Source organism: Mycobacterium colombiense (genome assembly GCF_003284935.1).
In the GTDB taxonomy this organism is placed as follows: Bacteria; Actinomycetota; Actinomycetes; order Mycobacteriales; family Mycobacteriaceae; genus Mycobacterium; species Mycobacterium arosiense_A.
Window position 1 is genome coordinate 41,565 of sequence record NZ_QMEV01000012.1, and the last position, 22,377, is coordinate 63,941.

The window sequence follows — 22,377 nt, forward strand, 5'->3', positions numbered from 1 at the left end:
AGTCGAATGTATGTTCGATGGTCGTCCCGACGCCGAGGTGTTCGCACGCGGCGACATCGACTTCCGGGTGATGGCGGCACTCGTCTTTCGCAGCGAGCTCATCGAGGACGCCGGGCTGATCGCCCGGCTGGACGCCGTGGTTGCCCGGCACGCGCCGGGATGGATGCGGCTCTCGGGCCCGAAACTCATTGAGCGCATCGATATGTGGGTCGCGCGGGTCGACGCCGCCGGGCTGCGTGTGCCGGGCCAGCGGACCCAGGATCGTTATGTCGAGATCGACACCACCAGCCCAAGGGCGTCGAGTTTGCGGTCCAACGCCGCCCCGTCGGTGGCGTGCAATTGCGCCCACACCGCCACCAGCCCTTCGCCGCGACGGTGTGCCGCGACGACCCCCGGACCAAAGCCCAGCGCCGCGCCGACGCCCTGGGTGCGCTGGCCGCCGGATCCGACGTGCTGCGCTGCTGCTGCGGCGCGCCGGGTTGCCCGGCGGCGCAAAGACCGCCGAACACCAGCGTGGTGATCCACGTGGTGGCCGAACAGTCCGCGCTCAACGGCGAATCGCACGCGCCCGGGTATCTACCCGGGTTCGGTCCGTTGCCGGCGGTGACGCTGCGCGACCTCGCGGGTGCCGCCAAACGCAAACCCCTGTCGCTGCCACCGGACCGGGCGGAAGCCGGCTACCGACCCTCGACGGCGCTCGCTGAATTCATCCGGTTCAGGGATCTGACCTGCCGGTTCCCCGGCTGCGACGCTGCCGCCGACGTCTGCGATGTCGACCATACGGTCCCGTTCCCGCTCGGCCCCACGCATCCGTCCGACCTCAAGCTGCTCTGCCGATACCACCATCTGCTGAAGACGTTCTGGACGGCCTGGCGCGACACGCAATTGCCGGACGGCACCGTGGAATGGACATCACCTTCCGGGCAGACCTACGTCACCAAAAGCCTTTGGCGGGCTTTACTTTCCCGCCCTGTCGGTCCCGACCGGTGCGCTTCCGCCACCCGCCGCACAGCCCCCGCCCGCCGGAGATCGTGGCGTCATGATGCCGGTCCGGCGGCACACCCGGGGACAAGATCACGCCGACCGGGTGCGCCGGGAGCGCGGCATCAACGAAGCGCGCATCGGCGCCGACGCGGCGCGCTTGGCGCCCAACAACAACGATCCGCCGCCGTTCTAGATGGTGGCGGGGGCCCCGTCGTGGTGTCACACTGGAACGCCACCTGAGCAACCGGTCGAAAGGTCCACCGACGTGAGCAAAAAGGTCCCCTCGGCAGCGGACGCCGCACGCAACAATCTCGAAGCGGAACTGGACCGGCTACGGCAACGGCGCGAGCGCCTGGAGGCCGAGGTCAAGAACGACCGCGGGATGGTGGGCGATCACGGTGACGCGGCGGAGGCGATCCAGCGCGCGGAGGAATTGGTGGTACTCACCGACCGGATCGCCGAATTGGACCGACGCCTGCGGGCCGGGCCGTCCGACGCCGACGCGTCGGAGACGCTGCCCGGGGGCACCGAGGTGACGCTGCGGTTCTCCGACGGCGAAGTGGTCACGATGCAAGTGATCTCGATCGTTGAGGAGACACCGGTCGGCCGGGAGGCCGAAACGTTGACCGCGCGCAGTCCGCTGGCCCAGGCCCTGGCCGGGCGCAAACCCGGCGACACCGTCACCTATTCGACGCCGCAGGGCGAGAACCAGGTCGAGTTGATCTCGGTCAAGCTGCCCCGCTGACGCTTGCCGGGCAGTGCCCGGCGGCCCCGTTAGACTCCCCTCGATGGTTGCCCCGCTGCCCGATTCCGCGTCCGAGGATTCCCCGGCGCGGCCGGACTTGACCCTCACGACGCAGGTCATCCGATTCGTCGTCACCGGTGGCCTGGCGGGGATCGTGGACTTCGGGCTCTACCTGTTGCTCTGGAAGGTCCTGGGTGTCCAGGTCGATCTGTCCAAGGCCACCAGCTTCATCGTCGGCACCGTCACCGCCTACCTGATCAACCGCCGCTGGACCTTCCAGGCGACTCCCAGTACGGCCCGGTTCGTCGCGGTCATGGTTCTCTACGCCATCACGTTCGCCGTCCAGGTCGGCCTCAACCACCTGTGCCTGGCATTGCTGCACTACCGGGGGTGGGCGCCGCTGATCGCGTTCGTGATCGCGCAGGGCACCGCGACGGTGATCAACTTCGTCGTGCAGCGGGCCGTAATCTTCCGCATTCGCTGAGCCGCCACCGGCAGGCGGTACCCTCTTTGACGATGTCGAGCACCGATCCCGTGACCAAGCCCGCCCAGTTGATGGGCTTCGGGCGCACCGCGCCGTCGGTGGCTCAGGTGCTGTCCACCCGCGATCCGGAAGCGATCGCCAAGGCGGTCGCCCGGGTGGCCGACTCGGACGACGCCAAGGGTCGCGGCGTGATCGCCCGCGGGCTGGGCCGCTCCTATGGCGACAACGCCCAAAACGGCGGCGGGCTGGTGATCGACATGACCGGGCTCAACCGCATCCACTCGATCAGCGCCGACACCCGGCTGGTCGACGTCGAGGCCGGCGTCAGCCTGGACCAGTTGATGAAGGCGGCGCTGCCCTTCGGCCTCTGGGTTCCGGTGCTGCCGGGCACGCGCCAGGTAACCGTCGGCGGCGCGATCGCGTGCGACATCCACGGCAAGAACCACCACAGCGCGGGCAGCTTCGGTAACCACGTCCGCTCGATGGATCTGCTCATGGCCGACGGCACCGTCCGCACCATCACCCCCGACGGGGAGGACGCCGAGCTGTTCTGGGCCACCGTCGGAGGCAACGGCCTGACCGGGATCGTGCTGCGCGCCACCATCGCCATGACACCCACGGAGACGGCGTACTTCATCGCCGACGGCGTTGCCACCAGGGACCTCGACGAGACGGTCGCCGTCCACCTCGACGGCAGCGAGGCCAACTACACCTACTCCAGCGCGTGGTTCGACCTGATCAGCCCGCCGCCGAAGCTGGGCCGCGCAGCGGTCAGCCGGGGCAGCCTGGCCAAGCTGGACCAACTGCCGAAGAAGCTGGCCAAAAACCCGCTGAAATTCGATGCGCCGCAGCTGTTGACGGTGCCGGACGTGTTTCCGGTCAGCGCGATGAACAAGCTGTCGTTCATGGCGATCGGCGAGGTGTATTACCGGCTGGGCGGGACCTACAGCGGCAAGATCCAGAACCTGTCGCAGTTCTATCACATGCTCGACCTGGTCAGCGGCTGGAATAACGCTTACGGCCCAAGGGGTTTCGCTCAGCATCAGTTCCTGGTTCCGCCGGATGCGATGGACGAGTTCAAGGCCATCATCCGGTGGATCCAGACCTGTGGCCACTACTCGGCGCTCAACGTGTTCAAGCTCTTCGGCCCGGGCAACCGCGCGCCGCTGAGCTTCCCGATGGCCGGCTGGAACGTCGCCATGGACTTCCCCAACAAGCCGGGGATCAACGAGTTCCTCAACGAACTCGACAGGCGCGTGCTGGAGTTCGGCGGCAGGGTCTACACCGCCAAGGATTCCCGGACGACCGCCGAAACCTTCCACGCCATGTATCCGCGCATCGACGAATGGATCGCCGTGCGCCGCAAGGTGGATCCGACGGGGGTGTTTGCCTCCGACATGGCCCGACGTTTGGAGCTGCTCTAAATGGTGCTCGATGCCGTAGGTAATCCGCAGACCATCCTGCTGCTCGGCGGTACCTCCGAGATCGGCCTCGCCATCTGCGGACGCTACCTGCAGAACGCGCACGCACGAATTGTGTTGGCCGCCATGCCCAGCGACCCCGGCCGCGACGCCGCGGTGGCGCAGATGCAGGCCGCCGGCGCGCGCTCGGTCGAGCTGATCGACTTCGAGGCCACCGACCCGGACACCCACCCGAAGACGATCGAGGCGGCGTTCGCCAACGGCGACGTCGACGTGGCCATCGTCGCATTCGGCATCCTCGGGGACGCCGAAGAGTTGTGGCAGAACCAGCAGAAGGCGGTGCTGGCCGCCGAAATCAACTACACCGCAGCGGTTTCGGTGGGCGTGCTGCTGGGCGAGAAGATGCGCGCCCAGGGGTTCGGCCAGATCATCGCGATGAGCTCGGCGGCCGGCGAGCGGGTGCGGCGGTCCAACTTCGTCTACGGCTCCACCAAGGCCGGGCTGGACGGATTCTATCTCGGCCTCGGAGAGGCGTTGCGCGAGTACGGGGTTCGCGTGCTGGTGATCCGGCCCGGTCAGGTGCGTACCCGGATGAGCGCTCATGTCAAGGAAGCCCCGCTCACCGTCGACAAGGAATACGTCGCCAACCTCGCGGTGACTGCGGCCGCCAAAGGTAAGGAATTGGTTTGGGCACCAGCAGCATTCCGCTATGTGATGATGGTGTTGCGACACGTCCCGCGTCCCATCTTCCGCAAGCTTCCCATCTGATCATGCGCAACGCGCTGGCCACCCTGGGCCAGATGGCCCTGGCGGCGCTCGTCGCGGTTGCCGTCGCGGTGGTATCGCTGATCGCCATCTCCCGGGTGCAGTGGCCGGCGTTTCCGTCCTCCAATCAGCTCCACGCGCTGACCACCGTCGGCCAGGTCGGCTGCCTGGCCGGGCTGGTCGCCGTCGGCTGGGTGTGGCGGCGTTGCACCCGTCCCCGCGACCGGCTGTTGACCCGATTGGGTGGGCTGGTTTTCGTGTCCGCGTTCACCGTGGTGACCCTGGGCATGCCGCTGGGGGCGACCAAGCTGTACCTGTTCGGCATCTCCGTCGACCAGCAGTTCCGCACCGAGTACGTGACCCGGCTCGCCGACAGCCCCGCGCTGCGCGACATGACCTACCTCGGGCTGCCCACCTTCTACCCGCCGGGCTGGTTCTGGATCGGCGGGCGCGCCGCCGCGCTCGGCGCCACACCCGCTTGGGAGATCTTCAAGCCCTGGGCCATCACCTCGATCACCATCGCCGTCGCGGTCGCGCTGGTGCTGTGGTGGCGCATGGTCCGCTTCGAGTACGCGCTGATCGTCACCACCGCGACGGCCGCCGTGACGCTGGCCTACGGCTCGCCCGAGCCCTACTCGGCGATGATCACCGTGCTGTTGCCGCCGATGCTGGTGCTGACCTGGTCGGGTCTGCGCGCCGGTGACCGGCCGGACGCGCCCTCTCGGGCCGGCTGGGGCGCGGTGATCGGCGCCGGGCTATTCCTCGGCTGGGCGGCCACCTGGTACACGCTGCTGTTCGGGTTCACCGCGTTCGCGGTGGCATTGATGGCCCTGTGGCTGGCCGGCGTGCGCTGGCGGCGCAACCGCCAAGGCGGCGGCCGCGCAGCCGCCCTCGATCCGCTGCGGCGCCTGGCCGTCATCGCCGGCATCGCCGTCGTGATCGCGTGCACCACCTGGCTGCCGTTCGCGTTGCGCGCGGTGCGCAGCCCGGTCAGCAACTCCGGCAGCGCCTTCCACTACCTGCCGGCCGACGGCGCCGAGCTGACGTTCCCGATGCTGCAGTTCTCGCTGCTGGGCGCGATCTGCCTGCTCGGCACCCTGTGGCTGGTGGTGCGGGCCCGTTCGTCGGTGCGGGCGGGCGCCCTGGCCATCGGCGTGCTGGCCATCTATCTGTGGTCGGTGCTGTCGATGCTCACCACGCTGGCGCGCACCACCCTGTTGTCCTTCCGGCTGCAGCCGACCCTGAGCGTGTTGCTGGTCGCCGCCGGGGCGTTCGGCTTCGTCGAACTCGCGCAGGCGCTCGCCGCCGCGGGCCGAGACCGCAGTTGGGGCCGCGCGGTCTTTCCGGTGGCCGGGGCCGTCGGCCTGGCCGCCGCCATCGCCTTCAGCCAGGACATCCCCGACGTGCTGCGGCCTGACCTCACCATCGCCTACACCGACACCGACGGTCATGGGCAACGCGGGGACCGCCGGCCGCCCAGCGCCGAAAAGTTCTACGCCACAATCGATCACGCCATCACCCAGGTGACCGGCAAGCCACGCGATCAGACGGTCGTGATGACCGCCGACTACAGCTTCCTGTCCTTCTACCCGTACTGGGGTTTCCAGGGGCTCACCTCGCACTACGCCAACCCGCTCGCGCAATTCGACCTGCGGGCCGCGCAGATCAACAAGTGGTCCAACCTCAAAACCGCCGACGAACTGATCCATGCCCTGGACACCTGCCCCTGGCCGCCGCCCACGGTTTTTCTGATGCGCCGCGGCACCGGGGGCAACTACACGCTGCGGCTGGCCGAGGACGTCTATCCCAACCAGCCCAACGTGCGGCGCTACACCGTCGAGCTGCGCGGGGCGCTGTTCGACAGCCCGCGTTTCGCCGTCCAGAGCGTCGGACCGTTCGTGCTGGCCATCCGCAAGCCGGGGACGTAACCGCTGATGAGCACCGACACCGCGCCTCAAACGGGGCCCCGCACCGCCAAAGAACTAGCATCTAGCACCGTGAAAGAGACGGACGGCAATCACCGGATCGCCCGGCTGGTTGCGTCCGTCGCCGGACTGCTCGGCGTGCTGCTGGCGATCGCCACCCCGCTGCTTCCGGTCAACCAGACCACCGCCCAACTGAACTGGCCACAGAACGGCACCTTCGGCAGCGTCGATGCCCCGCTGATCGGCTACGTCGCCACCGATTTGACCATCACCGTCCCGTGCGACGCCGCCGCCGGGCTGGCCGGACCCGGCAACGCCGGCAAGACGGTGTTGTTGTCGACCGTGCCCAAGCAGGCACCCAAGGCCGTCGACCGGGGACTGCTGATCGTGCGCGCCAACAACGACCTGGTGCTGGTGGTGCGCAACGTCCCGGTGGTGACCGCCCCGCTGAGCGAGGTGCTGAGTCCGGCCTGCCAGCGGTTGACCTTCACCGCGCACGCCGAGAAGGTCACCGCCGAGTTCGTCGGACTCACGCAGGGACCCAATGCCGAGCACCCCGGCTCGCCGCTGCGCGGCGAGAAAAGCGGCTACGACTTCCGGCCGCAGATCGTCGGCGTCTTCACCGATCTGAGCGGACCGGCGCCGTCGGGCCTGCACTTCTCGGCGACCATCGACACCCGCTACAGCAGCAGCCCCACCCCGCTGAAGATGGCCGCGATGGTCCTGGGGCTGGTGCTGACCGCCGCCGCCCTGGTGGCCCTGCACCTACTCGACACCGCCGACGGCACCCGGCACCGCCGCTTCCTGCCCGCCCGCTGGTGGTCGCTCGGCGGGCTGGACGCGCTGGTCATCGGCGTGCTGATGTGGTGGCACTTCGTCGGCGCCAACACGTCCGACGACGGTTACATCCTGACCATGGCCCGCGTCTCCGAGCACGCCGGCTACATGGCCAACTACTACCGCTGGTTCGGCACGCCCGAAGCGCCGTTCGGCTGGTACTACGACCTGCTGGCGCTGTGGGCCCACGTGAGCACCACCAGCATCTGGATGCGGCTGCCCACCCTGGTGATGGCGCTGACGTGCTGGTGGGTGATCAGCCGCGAGGTCATGCCCCGGCTGGGTCATGCCGTCAAGCAGAACCGGGCCGCGGCCTGGACCGCCGCGGGGATGTTCCTGGCCGTCTGGCTTCCGCTGGACAACGGCCTGCGGCCCGAGCCGATCATCGCCCTGGGCATCCTTCTGACCTGGTGCTCCGTGGAACGTGCCGTGGCCACCAGCCGGCTGCTGCCGGTGGCGATCGCCTGCATCATCGGCGCCCTGACCCTGTTCTCCGGGCCGACGGGCATCGCCTCGATCGGGGCGCTGCTGGTCGCGATCGGGCCGTTGCGGACCATCCTGCATCGCAGGATCACCCGGTTCGGCGCGCTGCCGCTGATAGCGCCGCTGCTGGCCGCCGTCACCGTCACCGCCATCCTGATCTTCCGTGACCAGACGCTGGCCGGTGAGATCCAGGCCAGCATGCTCAAGCGGGCCGTCGGGCCCAGCCTGAGTTGGTTCGACGAGCACATCCGCTACGAGCGGCTGTTCATGGCCAGCCCGGACGGATCGGTCGCCCGCCGCTTCGCCGTGCTGGCGCTGGTTCTCGCGCTCAGCGTCACGGTCGCAATGTCGTTGCGCAAGGGCCAGATTCCGGGCACCGCCGCCGGGCCGAGCCGGCGCATTGTCGGCATCACCATCATCTCCTTCGCGGCGATGATGTTCACTCCCACCAAATGGACCCACCACTTCGGGGTGTTCGCCGGACTGGCCGGGCCGCTGGGCGCGCTGGCCGCCGTCGCGGTGACCGCCGTGGCGATGCGGTCGCGGCGCAACCGGACCGTGTACGCCGCGGTGGTGCTGTTCCTGGTGGCCTTGTCGTTCGCCAGCGTCAACGGCTGGTGGTACGTCTCGAATTTCGGTGTGCCCTGGTCGAATGAGTTCCCCGCCTGGCATTACGCCTTCGCCACGGCGCTGCTCGGGTTGACCGCGGTGGTGCTGCTGCTGGCCGCCTGGTTCCACTTCGTCGCCCCGGACAACGGGCCGCCCAGAACCCGGCTGGGGGTGCGGGCAGCCGGAATCATCCAGTCCCCCTTGGCAATTGCGACGTGGGTGCTGGTGGTGTTCGAGGTGGCCTCGCTGACGCTGGCGATGACCGACCAGTATCCGGCGTGGTCGGTCGGTCGCTCCAATCTGCAAGCGCTGACCGGGAAGTCGTGCGGGCTGGCCGAGGACGTGCTGGTGGAGCAAGACCCCGCCGCCGGAATGCTGGCGCCGGTCGGCGCCTCAGTGGGAGACGCCCTTGGCGCCGGCCTGTCGGAAGCCTTCACGCCCAACGGGATTCCCGCCGACGTGCGCGCCGACCCGGTGATGGAACGGCCGGGTGACCGCAGCTTCGTCACCGACGAGGAGAAGACCGGCAGCAACCAGGCCGGCACCGAGGGCGGCACCACCCCCGCCCCGGGCATCAACGGCTCGTCGGCCCAGCTGCCCTTCAACCTCGACCCCGCCCGCACACCGGTGCTCGGCAGCTGGCGCTCGGGCATCCAGATTCCCGCGCACCTGCGGTCGAGCTGGTATCGACTGCCGCCGCGCGACGCGGCGGGTCCGCTGCTGGTGGTGAGCGCCGCCGGGCGCTTCGACCCCCGCGAGGTCCAGGTGCAGTGGGCCACCGACGACCAGGCGGCCGGCGGGCACCCCGGCGGTTCGTTCCAATTCGCCGACGTGGGGGCCTCCCCGGCGTGGCGCAACCTGCGGCTGCCGATGTCGGCGATTCCGAGTTCGGCCACCCAGATTCGGCTGGTCGCCGACGACGAAGACTTGGCCCCACAGCACTGGATCGCCCTGACCCCGCCCAGGATTCCGCAACTGCGCACGCTGCAAGACGTGGTGGGCTCCGCCGACCCGGTGTTCCTGGATTGGCTCGTCGGGCTGGCCTTCCCCTGCCAGCGACCGTTCGGCCATCAAAATGGAGTCGACGAGACTCCGCGCTGGCGCATCCTGCCCGACCGCTTCGGCGCCGAGGCCAACTCGCCGGTGATGGACAACAACGGCGGTGGTCCGCTGGGGGTGACCGAGCTGCTGGTGAAGGCGACCACGATGGCCACCTACCTCAAGGACGACTGGTCGCGCGACTGGGGCTCGCTGCAACGACTGACGCCCTACTATCCCGACGCGCAGCCCGCCCAGCTGCTGCTGGGGACGGCCACGCGCAGCGGCCTGTGGAACCCGGCGCCGCTGCGCAAGACCTAGGCGCGCTTCGGGCGCCCTCGGCCGCGGACCTTGAAGGCCGAGATCCGTAAGCCTAGACTTACGGTTCGTGGTCACTTACCAAAGCGGTGACGTGTGGCTGGCGCTGGCGGACGGGACCCGGCGGGCCATCGTGGAGCGCCTTGCCCACGGCCCGTCGGCGGTCGGCGAGCTGGCCCGCGACCTGCCGGTCAGCAGACCGGCCGTGTCCCAACATCTCAAGGTGCTCAAATGCGCCGGGCTGGTGCGCGACCGCGCCGCGGGAACCCGTCGGGTCTATCAGCTCGATCCCGCCGGACTGCAGGCGCTGCGCGCCGATCTCGACCGCTTCTGGACGCAGGCGCTGGCCGGCTACGCGCAGACCATCGACGAGATGAACGAAGGAACAACATGACGCAGCGGATTCCGAACGTCAACCACCACGTCGTCGTCAACGCCCCCATCGAGCGCGCGTTCGCCGTCTTCACCGAGCGGTTCGGCGCGTTCAAGCCGCGCGAGCACAACCTGCTGGCGGTCCCGATCGCCGAGACGGTGTTCGAACCCCAAGTGGGCGGCCACATTTACGACCGGGGCGTCGACGGCAGCGTGTGCCGGTGGGCGCGAATCCTGGTCTACGAACCGCCCCACCGCGTGGTGTTCAGCTGGGACATCGGTCCCACCTGGCAGCTGGAAACCGACCCGGCCAGGACGAGTGAGGTCGACGTCCGCTTCACCGCCGAGTCCGATCAGCGCACCCGGGTCGAACTCGAACACCGCCATCTGGACCGCCACGGGCCGGGCTGGGAGTCGGTCGCCGACGGCGTCGACGGCGACGCGGGTTGGCCGTTGTATCTCGGTCGGTACGCCGAGCTGTTCATCGGTGGTGACGCGCGATGAGCTCCGACCTGATGGCCATGGCCCGCGCCGAGCGGACCGACCTCGCGGAATTCTTGGCCACCCTGACACCGCAAGACTGGCAAGCCCCCACCCTGTGCACCCGATGGAACGTGAAAGACGTTGTCGCGCATGTGATCAGCTACGAAGAGCTGGGCGCGCTGGGCCTGCTGAAACGGTTCGCCAAAGGCGCGGTCGTGCGGGCGAACCAGGTGGGCGTCGACGAGTTTGCGGACCTGACCCCGCAGCAGCTGCTGGAGTTCCTGCGCAGCCACCTCGAACCACGGGGATTGACAGCGGGTTTCGGCGGGATGATCGCGCTCGTCGACGGCACCATCCATCACCAGGACATCCGTCGCGCGCTCGACCGGCCGCGCGAGGTGCCGCCCGATCGGCTCGCGCGGATCCTTCCCCTGGTGCCCGGCAATCCCCGACTCGGCGCCGGACGCAGGATCCGGGGATTGCGCCTGCGCGCCACCGACGTCGAGTGGACGCACGGCGACGGGCCCGAAGTGACGGGCCCCGGCGAGGCACTCCTGCTGGCCATGACCGGGCGTCCGGCCGCCCTGGCCGACCTGGACGGTCCGGGGGTCGCCACGCTGGCGGCCCGGGTCCGCGGATAGCCGTCGATCCCCCAGGTCTGCTCCCCCGCGGCCCCGCGTCCTCATCGGACAAAGCCGCGTCGCTTACGATCGAGCCTCGTGCCCCACGACGGTAAAGAGCGATCGCAGCGGATCCCCCGGTCGGTGGCCGCCATCGCGGGAATCGTGGGCCTGCTGCTGTGCCTGTCCGTTCCGCTGCTCCCGGTCCGGCAGACCACCGCAACGGTTCTGTGGCCGCAGGGCAGCACGGACGGGCACGTCAGCCAGCTCACCGCGCCCCTGGTGTCGGGGGCGCCCCGCGCGCTGGACATCTCCATTCCCTGCGCGGACATCGCCACCCTGCCCGCGAGCGGCGGGCTGGTGGTCTCCACCCTGCCGCCCGGCGGCATGGACGCCGGGAAGAACGGGCTGTTCGTGCGGGCGAACACGGACGTCGTCGTCGTCGCGTTCCGCGACACCGTGGCCGCGGTCGCGCAACGCTCGGCCGTGGCGGCCGGGGGCTGCAGCGTGCTGCACGCCTGGGCCGACGCCGGCGCGACCGGCGCGGATTTCGTCGGCATACCGGGTGCGTCCGGCATCCTGTCGCCCGAGAAGAAACCGCAGGTCGGCGGCCTCTTCACCGACTTGAAGGTGCCCGCGGGACCGGGGTTGTCGGCCCGCATCGACATCGACACCCGATTCATCACCGCGCCCACGGTCCTCAAGGAAATCGTGATGGTCCTGGGCGCGCTGGCCGTGCTGACGGCCATCGTCGCGCTCGCGGTGCTGGACCGGCGCAGCCGGGGCGGCAGCACGATGCTCAACTGGCGCTCGCCGATCGCCTGGCTCTCCAGGTATCGCCCGGGCACGCACCTAGCCAACTGGCGCCGGGTGGGCATCGCGACGTGGATCGCCGACGCCGGCGTCATCGCGACGCTGCTGGTGTGGCACGTCATCGGCGCCACCTCGTCGGACGACGGCTACAACCTGAGCATCGCCCGCGTCGCCCCCGGCGCCGGTTACATCGCCGACTACTACCGCTACTTCGGCGCCACGGACGCGCCCTTCGACTGGTATCTGAGCCTGCTGGCCAAGATGGCCTCGGTGAGCACGGCCGGCGTGTGGATGCGGCTGCCCGCCACGCTGGCCGCGATCGGGTGCTGGCTGATCATCAGCCACTGGGTGCTGCGCCGGCTCGGACCGGGCCGCGGCGGCCTGGCGGCCAACCGGGTAGCGGTCTTCACCGCGGGCGCGGTGTTCGTGGCGGCGTGGTTGCCCTTCAACAACGGACTGCGGCCCGAACCGCTGATCGCCCTCGGCGTGCTGGTCACCTGGATGCTGGTGGAACGCGCGATCGCGCCGCGGCGGTTGGCCCCGGCGGCGGTGGCCATCATCGTGGCGCTGCTCAGCGCGACGCTGGCACCGCAGGGCCTGATCGCGGTCGCCGCGCTGCTGACCGGGGCACGCGCGGTCGCCCAGACGATCCGGCGCCGCCGGCCGAGCGACGGCCTGCTCGCGCCGCTGGCCGTGCTGGCCGCCTCGGCGTCCCTGATCCTCGTGGTGGTCTTCCGCAGTCAGACGCTGGCCACGGTCGGCGAGTCGGCCCGCATCAAGTACAAGGTCGGCCCGACTATCGCCTGGTACCAGGATTGGCTGCGCTACTACTTCCTCACGGTGGAATCCAACCCCGACGGATCGATGGCCCGGCGATTCGCCGTGCTGGTGCTGCTGCTGTGCATGTTCGGGATGCTGGTCACCCTGCTGCGCCGCGGCCGGATCCCCGGCGTGGCCAGCGGGCCGGCCTGGCGGTTGATCGGCACCACCGCCTTCGGCCTGCTGCTGCTGACGTTCACGCCTACCAAGTGGGCGGTCCAGTTCGGTGCGTTCGCCGGGCTGGCCGGCGCGCTGGGCGCGGTGGCCGCGTTCGCCCTGGCCCGCATCGGCCTGCACAACCGCCGCAACCTGACCCTGTACGTGACCGCGCTGCTGTTCGTCCTGGCGGTGGCGACCTCCGGTGTCAACGGCTGGTTCTACGTCGGCAACTACGGGGTTCCGTGGTACGACATCCAGCCGGTCATCGCGAGCCACCCGGTGACGTCGATGTTCCTGGCGCTGTCGATCGCGACCGGCCTGCTGGCCGCCTGGCAGCACTTCCGGATGGACTACGCCGGGCACACCGAGGTCAAGGACAACCGGCGCAACCGGGTGCTGGCGTCGACGCCGCTGCTGGTGGTCGCGACCATCATGGTCGTCGGCGAGGTCGCCTCGCTGACCAAGGGCGCGGTGCTCCGCTACCCGCTCTACACCATCGGCAAGGCGAACTTCGCGGCGATCAGTTCGGGGTTGTCGACGACCAGCTGCGCCATGGCCGACGACGTGCTGGCCGAGCCGGACCCCAACGCGGGCATGCTGCAGCCGGCGCCCGGGCAGACGTTCGGTCCGGACGGCCCGCTGGGCGGGGTCAACCCGGTCGGCTTCAAACCCGACGGCGTCGGCGACGACCTGCGGTCGTATCCGGTGGTGACCAAGCCCGGCGTGGTGAATTCCACCGGGTCGCCCAACAAACCCAATGCCACCATGAGCGACTCCGCGGGCACGGCCGGCGGGAGAGGCCCGGTCGGGGTGAACGGGTCCCATGCCGCGCTGCCGTTCGGGCTGGACCCGGCCCGCACCCCGGTGATGGGCAGCTACGGCGAGAATTCGCTGGCCGCCACCGCGACCTCGGCGTGGTACCAGCTGCCGCCGCGTAGCCCGGACCGCCCGATCGTCGTGGTGACGGCCGCCGGTGCCATCTGGTCGTACAAGGAGGACGGCACCTTCACCTACGGGCAGCAGCTCAAACTGCAGTGGGGCGTCGCCCGTCCCGACGGCACCACCCAGCCGCTGGCAGCGGTGTATCCGATCGACATCGGCCCGGAGCCGGCATGGCGCAACCTGCGGTTCCCGCTGACCTGGGCGCCGCCCGAGGCGAACGTGGCCCGGATCGTCGCCTACGACCCGAATCTGAGCTCGGATCAGTGGTTCGCGGTCACCCCGCCGCGGGTCCCGGTGCTGCAGACCCTGCAGCAGTTGATGGGATCGCGCACACCCGTGCTGATGGACATCGCCACGGCCGCGAACTTCCCCTGCCAGCATCCGTTCTCGGAACACCTTGGCGTGGCGGAACTTCCGGCGTACCGGATCCTGCCCGATCACAAGCAGACGGCGTCGTCGTCGAACGGGTGGGAGGCCAGCGAGGACGGGGGGCCGTTCCTGATCACTCAGACGATGCTGCGTACCTCCACGATCGCGACGTACCTGCGTGGCGACTGGCATCGTGACTGGGGATCCGTGGAGCAGTACTTCCGGTTGGTGCCGGCTGATCAGGCGCCGGACGCCGCAATCGAACAGGGTGTGATGACTGTGCACGGCTGGAGCCGCCAGGGACCGATTCGGGCACTCCCATGAGCGTCACGACCGTCGACAACCACGCGGGCCAGACGGCAGCCCGCCAAGACGTGCGCGTGACGCGCTGGGTCGCGACGATCGCCGGGCTGATCGGTTTCATCCTGTCGACCGCCACCCCACTGCTGCCCGTCGTGCAGACCACCGCCACGCTGAACTGGCCGCAGAACGGCCAGCTGAACAGCGTTACCGCGCCGCTGATTTCGCTCACCCCGGTCGACGTCAAGGTCACCGTGCCGTGTTCGGCGGTGCGCGGCCTGCCGCCGGAGGGCGGGGTCGTGCTCAGCACGGCGCCCAAGAAGGGCAAGGACGCCGCTCTCAACGCGCTGTTCGTGGTCGTCAACGGCAAGCGCGTCGACGTCACCGACCGCAACGTGGTGATCGCCAGCGCGGCCCGCGACCAGGTGGAGTCGCCGCAATGTCAGCGTATCGAGATCACGTCGACGAAGGCGGGCGCCTTCGCCACCTTTGTCGGGCTGAACGATCCGGCGGGCAAGCCGCTCGGCGGCGGCTTCCCCGACCCTAACCTGCGGCCCCAGATCGTCGGGGTGTTCACCGACCTCAGCGGGCCTGCCCCGGCCGGTCTGCAGCTCTCGGCGACCATCGACACCCGGTTCTCCACCACCCCAACGACTTTGAAGCTGGCCGCGATGGTGCTGGCCATCGTGTCCACCATCGTCGCGCTGATCGCCTTGTGGCGGCTGGATCAGCTGGACGGTCACCGGATGCGCCGGCTCATTCCGGCGAACTGGCGCACGTTCACGCTGGCCGATGTCACGGTGATCTCCGGCTTCGTGCTGTGGCATGTGATCGGGGCGAACTCGTCGGACGACGGCTACATCCTGGGCATGGCCCGCGTCGCCGACCGCGCCGGCTACATGTCGAACTACTTCCGCTGGTTCGGCAGCCCCGAGGACCCCTTCGGCTGGTACTACAACCTGCTGGCGCTGATGACCCATGTCACCGACGCCAGCCTGTGGATGCGGTTGCCGGACCTTATCGCCGGAATCGTGTGCTGGCTGCTGCTCTCGCGCGAGGTGCTGCCGCGGCTGGGACCCGCCGTCGCCGCAAGCAAGCCGGCGAATTGGGCGGCGGGCATGGTGTTGCTGACGGCCTGGATGCCGTTCGACAACGGCTTGCGCCCCGAGCCGATCATCGCCGTCGGGTCGCTGATCACCTACGTGCTGATCGAGCGCTCGATGCGCTACAGCCGGCTGACGCCCGCGGCGCTGGCCGTCATCACCGCCGCGTTTACGCTCGGGGTGCAGCCGACCGGATTGATCGCGGTGGCCGCGCTGGTCGCCGGTGGCCGCCCGATCCTGCGCATTCTGGTGAAGCGCCATCGCCTGGTCGGGACCTGGCCACTGGTGGCGCCGATGCTGGCCGCCGGCACGGTCATCCTGACCGTGGTGTTCGCCGATCAGACGCTGTCAACGGTGTTGGAAGCCACCAGGATTCGCACCTCGATCGGCCCCAGCCAGGCCTGGTACACCGAGAACCTGCGCTACTACTACCTGATCCTGCCCACCGTCGACGGGTCGCTGTCGCGCCGGTTCGGCTTCCTCATCGCGGCGCTGTGCCTGTTCACCGCGGTCTTTATCATGTTGCGGCGCAAGCGAGTTCCCGGTGTGGCACGCGGGCCGGCCTGGCGGCTGATGGGCGTCATCTTCGGCACCATGTTCTTCCTGATGTTCACCCCCACCAAGTGGGTGCACCACTTCGGGCTGTTCGCCGCGGTGGGAGCGGCGATGGCCGCGCTGACGACGGTGCTGGTGTCGCACGAGAGCTTGCGCTGGTCGCGTAACCGCATGGCATTCCTGGCTGCGCTGTTGTTCGTGCTGGCGCTGTGTTTCGCCACCACCAACGGCTGGTGGTACGTGTCGAGCTTCGGTGTTCCGTTCAACAACGTGATGCCGAGGATCCACGGAATCAGCATCAGCACAGTATTTTTCGCGCTGTTCGTCATTGTCGCGCTGTACGCGGCGTACCTGCATTTCGCGCCTCGGGACCGCGGCGAAGGACGACTGGCGCGGGCGCTGACCGCCGCGCCCATCCCCCTCGCGGCCGGCTTCATGGCGCTGGTCTTCATCGCCTCGATGGTGGCCGGCATCGTGCGGCAGTACCCCACCTACTCCAACGCCTGGGACAACCTGCGCGAGTTCAGCGGCGGCTGTGGGCTGGCCGACGACGTGCTCGTCGAGCCGGACAGCAATGCCGGCTTCATGGTGCCTGTCAAAACAGGGGAGCCGGACAATTACGGCCCGCTCGGGCCGTTGGGTGGGGTGAACCCGACGGGCTTCAGCCCCAACGGCGTCCCGGACCGCACCCTGGCCGAATCGGTCAAGGAGACGGAGGTGGCGCAGCCCGGCACCGACTACGACTGGGACGCGCCGACCAAGCTGAAGACCCCGGGCGTCAACGGCTCGACGATGCCGCTGCCGTATGGCCTCGACCCCAGCCGGGTGCCACTGGCCGGCAGCTACACCACCGGCGCCCAGCAACAGAGCAGGCTCACCTCGGCGTGGTACCAGCTGCCGAGGCCCGATGACGGGCACCCGCTGGTGGTGGTGACCGCCGCGGGGACGATCGCCGGCAACAGCATCCTGCACGGCCACACCAGCGGGCAGACCGTGGAGCTGGAATTCGGCAGGCCCGGCCCCGGCGGCGCGGTGCAGCCGGCCGGGCGCCTGGTCCCCTACGACCTGTATGGCGAGCAGCCGAAGGTGTGGCGCAACCTGCGCTTCGCGCGATCGGAGATGCCCACGGACGCAGTCGCGGTGCGGGTGGTCGCCGAGGACCTGTCCCTGACGCCGGACGACTGGATCGCGCTGACCCCGCCGCGGGTGCCGGAGCTGCGTTCGCTGCAGGAGTTCGTCGGTTCCAAGCGGCCGGTGCTGATGGACTGGGCGGTCGGGCTGGCGTTCCCCTGCCAGCAGCCGATGCTGCACTCCAACGGCGTCGCCGAAATCCCGGAGTTCCGCATCACCCCGGACTACAACGCCAAGAAGCAGGACACCGACACCTGGCAGGACGGCGTCAACGGCGGCCTGCTGGGCATCACCGACCTGTTGCTGCGGGCCCACGTGATGTCGACGTACCTGTCCCACGACTGGGGCCGCGACTGGGGATCGCTGCGCAAATTCGACACGATCGCCGACGCGCACCCCGCGCAGCTCGACCTGGGCACCGCCACCCGCACCGGATGGTGGACACCCGGACCGATCCGCATCAAGCCGTAACGGGCGCCGAAATGGTGCAAATGCCTTTGCGCCGCCGTTATTTTCCGGCGGCATATCGCCTGGAATTAACGCCCCAGTAATTACTGGTCAGAGGTTTATTTTGGCGATTTTTGGGTCAATACTCATTTCACTGTGATCCAGTTCACACCGCGGAATGAGGGGCCGAATGCACACGCTGACACGCCTGGGAACCTGCGCGGCCGCGGCCACCGCGGTCATCGCCCCGGCCGCGGGCACCGCGCTTGGCACCGCGTCCGCCGAGGGCGGCGGCACGACCGTCGTTTTCGACAACTATCTGCGGCGATGCGATTTCAGCAAGATCAGCATCGCCCCCAAGGTGCCCAGCTCGACGCTCGGCACCGGTTCGGCCGTCGTCCGCACCAGCGGATCCAGGGCCGTCGCCGAGGTGCATCTCGTCGACGCGACGCAGCCGGGCACGCAATTCGACGTCGGCCTCATTGAAGAACCCCGCCCGTCCTCCTCGACCTGCGGGCCCGGCGACCCGGGCACCGCGTTTACCAGCATGGTCACCGACGGCGCGGGAATCGGATCGGCGACCGTTGCTGACACCATTCGGCCGGGCACCACCGGCGTTTGGCTGATTATCGAGCGGCCGAATGCGAACTCGCAGAACCCGGTGGAGTTCTATACGTCCGAGTTCGTGGTGCCGGTGGGTTCCTAGCCACCGCCCACCCGCCCAAGCGGCGACAGGTGAAGCAAGGACTTCCGGCCCTATTTGACGTTTTTGTCAAATGTTGCGATGGGGGTATCCGAGGAGTCTGGTGAGGGGGGAGCGGTGTCGGCGTCGAAGGACACAAGCCAGCAGCGAATCGCGGCGGCGGATGACGCCACCGGCGACATGGGTTCGTTGCTGCGCGCCGACGCCCGCGACGACATCGACATGTCATCGGCTGTCGCCGACGCGGCGGCGACTTTGGACCGCGGTTCGGCCATGCTCGTGGTGAAGCGGGGCCCCAACGTCGGGGCGAAGTTCGTGTTGAACCAGCCGGTCATGAACGCGGGCCGGCACCCGGACAGCGACATCTTTCTCGACGACATCACCGTCAGTCGCCGGCACGCCGAATTCCGCTCCGAGAACGGCGAATTCCGCGTCGTCGACCTCGGCAGCCTCAACGGCACCTACCTCAACCGCGCCGCCGTCGACTCGGCGGTCCTGGCCCACGGGGACGTGCTCCAGGTCGGGAACTTCCGGCTGCTTTTCCTCACCGCCCAGCCGACGTGACACCGACGCTGCGCCCGGCTCGGCGCGTAGCGTCTCCCCCATGAGCGACTACGCCGCAGAGGCGGTGGACCGGCTGCCGTTTTCCACCGAGGAGAAGTCGCGGCGCTACGCAACGGAGAACTACCGCGGCGCCGTGGGGCTCAACTGGTACCTGACCGATCCCACGCTGCAGTTCACCATGGCCTACTACCTCGAGCCGGAGGAACTGGAGCTGGCCGAACGCCATCTGACCCGCATCGGCGAGCTGATGGGCGGCCCGGTGGCGCGGTGGGCCGAAGAGACGGATCGCAACCCGCCGCAGCTGCAGCGCTACGACCGATGGGGTCACGACATCAGCGAGGTGGTCATGCCGGCCTCCTTCACCCAGTCCAAGCGGGCGGTCCTGGACGCCCAGCGGGCACTGCGCACCGAGGCGCGCGCGGCGAAGATGAGCTCGTCGCTGCCCATGTTCGCGTCGAATTACCTGCTCAACCAGGCCGATATCGGCATGGGCTGCGCGCTGGGCACCGGCGGCGGAATGGTCCAGTCCCTGGTGGCGGCCTACGCGCCGCCCGACGTGGCCGAGCACGTGCTGGCCAAATTCGCCTCCGGCGAATGGGCCGGTGAGACCGCGCAGCTGTTGACCGAACGCACCGGAGGCTCCGATCTGGGAGCGCTCGAGACGACCGCCACATGTCACGGCGACTCGTGGCTGCTGAACGGCTTCAAGTGGTTTGCGTCCAACTGCGCCGGGGAAGCGTTCGTCGTCCTGGCCAAACCCGAAGGCGCACCGGACTCTTCGCGGGGCGTCGCCAACTTCCTGGTGCTGCGCACCCGCCGCGACGGGTCCCGCAACGGGGTGCGGGTCCGGCGACTCAAGGACAAGCTGGGCACCCGCTCGGTGGCCTCCGGCGAGGTCGAATTCGTCGATGCCGAGGCGTTTCTGCTGTCCGGCGAGCCCACCGACGACGCCGCGGGCCCCTCGGACGGCAAGGGCCTGGGCCGCATGATGGAGCTGACCAACGCCGCGCGCCTGGGCATCGCCCTGTTCGGGCTCGGCAATGCGCGGCGCGCCCTGGTCGAATCGCTGTGTTACGCCCGGCAACGACAGGCGTTCGGCGGCGCGCTCATCGACAAGCCCCTGATGCGGCGCAAGCTCGCCGAGATGATCGTCGACGTCGAGGCCGCGCAGGCGTTGGTGTTCGACGGCACCGGCGCCACCAACCACCGTCAACCGCGCAGCATGCGGCAACGCATCGCCGTGCCGGTCACCAAGCTCAAGGTGTGCCGGCTGGGAATCACCGCGGCGTCGGACGCGATCGAAATCCACGGCGGCAACGGCTATATCGAGACCTGGCCGGTAGCAAGGCTTTTGCGTGACGCGCAGGTAAACACCATCTGGGAGGGGCCGGACAACATCCTGTGCCTGGACGTGCGGCGCGGGATCGAGCAGAGCCGCGCGCACGAGACGCTGCTGGCGCGGCTGCGCGACGCGGTCTCGGTCGCCGACGACGGCGAAACCACCCGGCTGGTCGCCGGCCGGATCGAGGACCTGGACGCGGCGATCACCGCGTGGACCAAGCTCGACAGACAGACGGCCGAGGCCCGGCTGTTCCCGCTGGCCCAATTCATGGGCGACGTCTACGCCGGCGCACTGCTGATCGAGCAGGCCGCGTGGGAACGGGAAACCCGCGGCGGTGAGCGCAAGGCGCTCGTCGCGGGGCTGTAAGCGCAGCGCTATCTCGCCGATCGCGGTGCACTGCGCGGCATCGACGACGAGTCCGACGACGCGCTGGAGCGCTTCGACGAACTGCTCGGCGGTTCGCTTCGGCTCTAAGGCCTAGATCGGGATGAGGCCGTGCTTGCGTGCCGTGCGGAACCACAGTTGCTTGTCCCGCAACAGCCGCATCGACTTGCGCAGCAGCAGCCTGGTCTCGTGCGGATCGATGACCGCGTCGATGAAGCCGCGTTCGGCGGCGGTCCACGGGATCGCCATGTTGAGGTTGTAGCCCTCGATGAAGTCCTTCTTGATCTGCTGCGCCTCGGGGGTGGTGGGGTCGGGGAACCGCTTCATCAGCAGCTGGGCGGCCCCCTCGGCGCCGATCACCGCAATGCGCGCGGTCGGCCAAGCGAAGTTGAAGTCCGCGGTCAGCTGCCGGGAGCCCATCACGGCGTAGGCGCCGCCGTAGGACTTGCGGACCGTGATCGTCACCTTCGGCACGTCGGCCTCGACGACCGAGTACAGGAACCGGCCGCCGCGCTTGATGATCCCGTTCTTCTCCTGCTCGGCACCCGGCAGGAAGCCGGGCGTATCCACCACGAACACCAGCGGGATGTTGAACGCGTCGCAGAACCGGATGAAGCGTGCCGCCTTGTCGGAGGCCTCGTTGTCGATCGACCCGGACAGGTGCATGGGCTGGTTGGCGATCACGCCCACCGGGCGGCCGTCGACCCGGGCGAACCCGGTGATGATGGCCGGGCCGTGTTGCGCGGCGACGTCGAGGAAGTCGCCGTCGTCGAAGATCCGCAGCAGGATCTCGTGCATGTCGTAGGCCATGTTGTCCGAGTCCGGCACGATCGAGTCGAGCTCCAGATCGGTCGGTGTGGTCTCCGGCTCGAGGCCGGGGTTGACTATCGGCGGGTCGCTGACGGCGCTCGACGGCAGGAACGACAGGAAGTCGCGCACGTACTGGAACGCCTCGGCCTCGGAGTTGACCACCTGGTGGATGTTGCCGTAGCGGGCCTGGGCGTCGGAGCCGCCGAGCTCGTCGAGGGTGACCTCCTCGCCGGTGACCTCCTGGATCACGTCGGGCCCGGTGACGAAGAAGTACCCCTGGTCGCGCACCGAGACCAGCAGGTCGTCCTGGATCGGCGAATACACCGCTCCCCCAGCGCATTTGCCGAAGATCAGGGAGATCTGCGGCACCAGCCCGCTCAACGCCTCGTGGCGGCGGCCCAGCTCGGCGTACCACGCCAGCGAGGTGACGGCGTCCTGGATGCGGGCGCCGCCGGAGTCCTGGATGCCGATGATCGGGCAGCCGACCATCGCACACCACTCCATCAGCCGCGCGACCTTGCGCCCGAACATCTCGCCGACGGTGCCCTGGAACACGGTCTGGTCATGCGAGAACACCCCGACGGGCCGGCCGTCGATCATGGCGTGGCCGGTGACGCAGCCGTCGCCGTAGAGCGCGTTCGGGTCGTTCGGTGTCTTGGCCAGCGCCCCGGTCTCGAGGAAGGTGCCGGGATCGACCAGCGCGTGCACCCGGGCGCGGGCGCTGGGGATGCCCTTCTTGTCGCGCTTGGCGACGGCCTTCTCACCGCCGGGCTCTTTGGCCAATTCCAGGCGACGGTAGAGCTCGGCCAGCTTCTCGGCTGTGGTGTGCTGGATGGGGGCCGGCGCCATCTC

General features: G+C 69.0%; 16 protein-coding genes and 2 pseudogenes. 17 read left to right on the forward strand and 1 reads right to left on the reverse strand.

The genetic code is table 11. The annotated features are described in order from the left end of the window. Nucleotides 1-70: 70 nt before the first annotated feature. The 17 genes and pseudogenes from DQP57_RS27525 to DQP57_RS08695 all read left to right on the forward strand — a co-directional run bounded on the left by DQP57_RS27525 (nt 71) and on the right by DQP57_RS08695 (nt 20,805). Nucleotides 71-520, forward strand: coding sequence for a hypothetical protein (locus DQP57_RS27525; RefSeq protein ID WP_430918555.1), 450 nt, complete (start codon nt 71-73; stop codon nt 518-520). Next, nucleotides 418-663: pseudogene (locus DQP57_RS27530) on the forward strand (DUF222 domain-containing protein); the annotation flags it as partial. The gene DQP57_RS27525 and the pseudogene DQP57_RS27530, both read left to right, overlap by 103 nt. A 376-nt stretch (nt 664-1,039) precedes the next feature. Further along, nucleotides 1,040-1,177 (forward strand): hypothetical protein, encoded by a 138-nt coding sequence (locus tag DQP57_RS27125; protein WP_240631716.1) that lies wholly within the window; start codon nt 1,040-1,042, stop codon nt 1,175-1,177. A gap of 72 nt (nt 1,178-1,249) precedes the next feature. Further along, nucleotides 1,250-1,729, forward strand: a complete 480-nt coding sequence (locus DQP57_RS08630; RefSeq protein WP_112632575.1) for a GreA/GreB family elongation factor — start codon at nt 1,250-1,252, stop codon at nt 1,727-1,729. 118 nt (nt 1,730-1,847) lie between these two features. Further along, nucleotides 1,848-2,213, forward strand: a complete 366-nt coding sequence (locus tag DQP57_RS08635; protein ID WP_112632622.1) for a GtrA family protein — start codon at nt 1,848-1,850, stop codon at nt 2,211-2,213. 32 nt (nt 2,214-2,245) lie between these two features. Beyond that, nucleotides 2,246-3,637: an FAD-binding oxidoreductase gene (locus tag DQP57_RS08640; protein ID WP_112632576.1), complete on the forward strand. Its 1,392-nt coding sequence runs from the start codon at nt 2,246-2,248 to the stop codon at nt 3,635-3,637. After that, nucleotides 3,638-4,402 (forward strand): decaprenylphospho-beta-D-erythro-pentofuranosid-2-ulose 2-reductase, encoded by a 765-nt coding sequence (locus DQP57_RS08645; RefSeq protein ID WP_112632577.1) that lies wholly within the window; start codon nt 3,638-3,640, stop codon nt 4,400-4,402. Between the two features lie 2 nt (nt 4,403-4,404). Next, the gene (locus DQP57_RS08650) at nt 4,405-6,327 is read left to right on the forward strand and encodes a galactan 5-O-arabinofuranosyltransferase (protein WP_112632578.1); all 1,923 of its coding nucleotides are present in this window, start codon (nt 4,405-4,407) and stop codon (nt 6,325-6,327) included. A gap of 6 nt (nt 6,328-6,333) precedes the next feature. Continuing rightward, a complete protein-coding gene (locus tag DQP57_RS08655) occupies nt 6,334-9,612 on the forward strand; it encodes an arabinosyltransferase domain-containing protein (protein WP_112632579.1) in 3,279 nt (1,092 codons plus the stop codon). A 67-nt stretch (nt 9,613-9,679) separates the two neighbouring features. Further along, nucleotides 9,680-10,003: an ArsR/SmtB family transcription factor gene (locus tag DQP57_RS08660; RefSeq protein ID WP_112632580.1), complete on the forward strand. Its 324-nt coding sequence runs from the start codon at nt 9,680-9,682 to the stop codon at nt 10,001-10,003. After that, nucleotides 10,000-10,485 (forward strand): SRPBCC family protein, encoded by a 486-nt coding sequence (locus tag DQP57_RS08665; RefSeq protein WP_112632581.1) that lies wholly within the window; start codon nt 10,000-10,002, stop codon nt 10,483-10,485. The genes DQP57_RS08660 and DQP57_RS08665 overlap by 4 nt, the downstream gene beginning before the upstream one ends. After that, nucleotides 10,482-11,105: a maleylpyruvate isomerase family mycothiol-dependent enzyme gene (locus DQP57_RS08670; RefSeq protein WP_112632582.1), complete on the forward strand. Its 624-nt coding sequence runs from the start codon at nt 10,482-10,484 to the stop codon at nt 11,103-11,105. Before DQP57_RS08665 ends, DQP57_RS08670 begins: the two co-directional genes overlap by 4 nt. 78 nt (nt 11,106-11,183) lie before the next feature. Further along, a complete protein-coding gene (locus DQP57_RS08675; RefSeq protein ID WP_112632583.1) occupies nt 11,184-14,510 on the forward strand; it encodes an arabinosyltransferase domain-containing protein in 3,327 nt (1,108 codons plus the stop codon). Continuing rightward, the gene (locus DQP57_RS08680; RefSeq protein WP_112632584.1) at nt 14,507-17,746 is read left to right on the forward strand and encodes an arabinosyltransferase domain-containing protein; all 3,240 of its coding nucleotides are present in this window, start codon (nt 14,507-14,509) and stop codon (nt 17,744-17,746) included. The genes DQP57_RS08675 and DQP57_RS08680 overlap by 4 nt, the downstream gene beginning before the upstream one ends. A 166-nt stretch (nt 17,747-17,912) precedes the next feature. After that, on the forward strand, nt 17,913-18,428 hold the full coding sequence (locus DQP57_RS08685) for a hypothetical protein (RefSeq protein ID WP_112632585.1): 516 nt from the start codon (nt 17,913-17,915) through the stop codon (nt 18,426-18,428). Nucleotides 18,429-18,542: 114 nt separating this feature from the next. Further along, nucleotides 18,543-18,989: an FHA domain-containing protein gene (locus DQP57_RS08690; RefSeq protein ID WP_112632586.1), complete on the forward strand. Its 447-nt coding sequence runs from the start codon at nt 18,543-18,545 to the stop codon at nt 18,987-18,989. A 40-nt stretch (nt 18,990-19,029) separates the two neighbouring features. Next, a pseudogene (locus tag DQP57_RS08695) lies at nt 19,030-20,805 on the forward strand (acyl-CoA dehydrogenase family protein). A gap of 3 nt (nt 20,806-20,808) precedes the next feature. Here the strand turns inward: DQP57_RS08695 and DQP57_RS08700 are convergent. Further along, nucleotides 20,809-22,374: an acyl-CoA carboxylase subunit beta gene (locus DQP57_RS08700; RefSeq protein ID WP_112632623.1), complete on the reverse strand. Its 1,566-nt coding sequence runs from the start codon at nt 22,372-22,374 to the stop codon at nt 20,809-20,811. Nucleotides 22,375-22,377 lie beyond the last annotated feature (3 nt).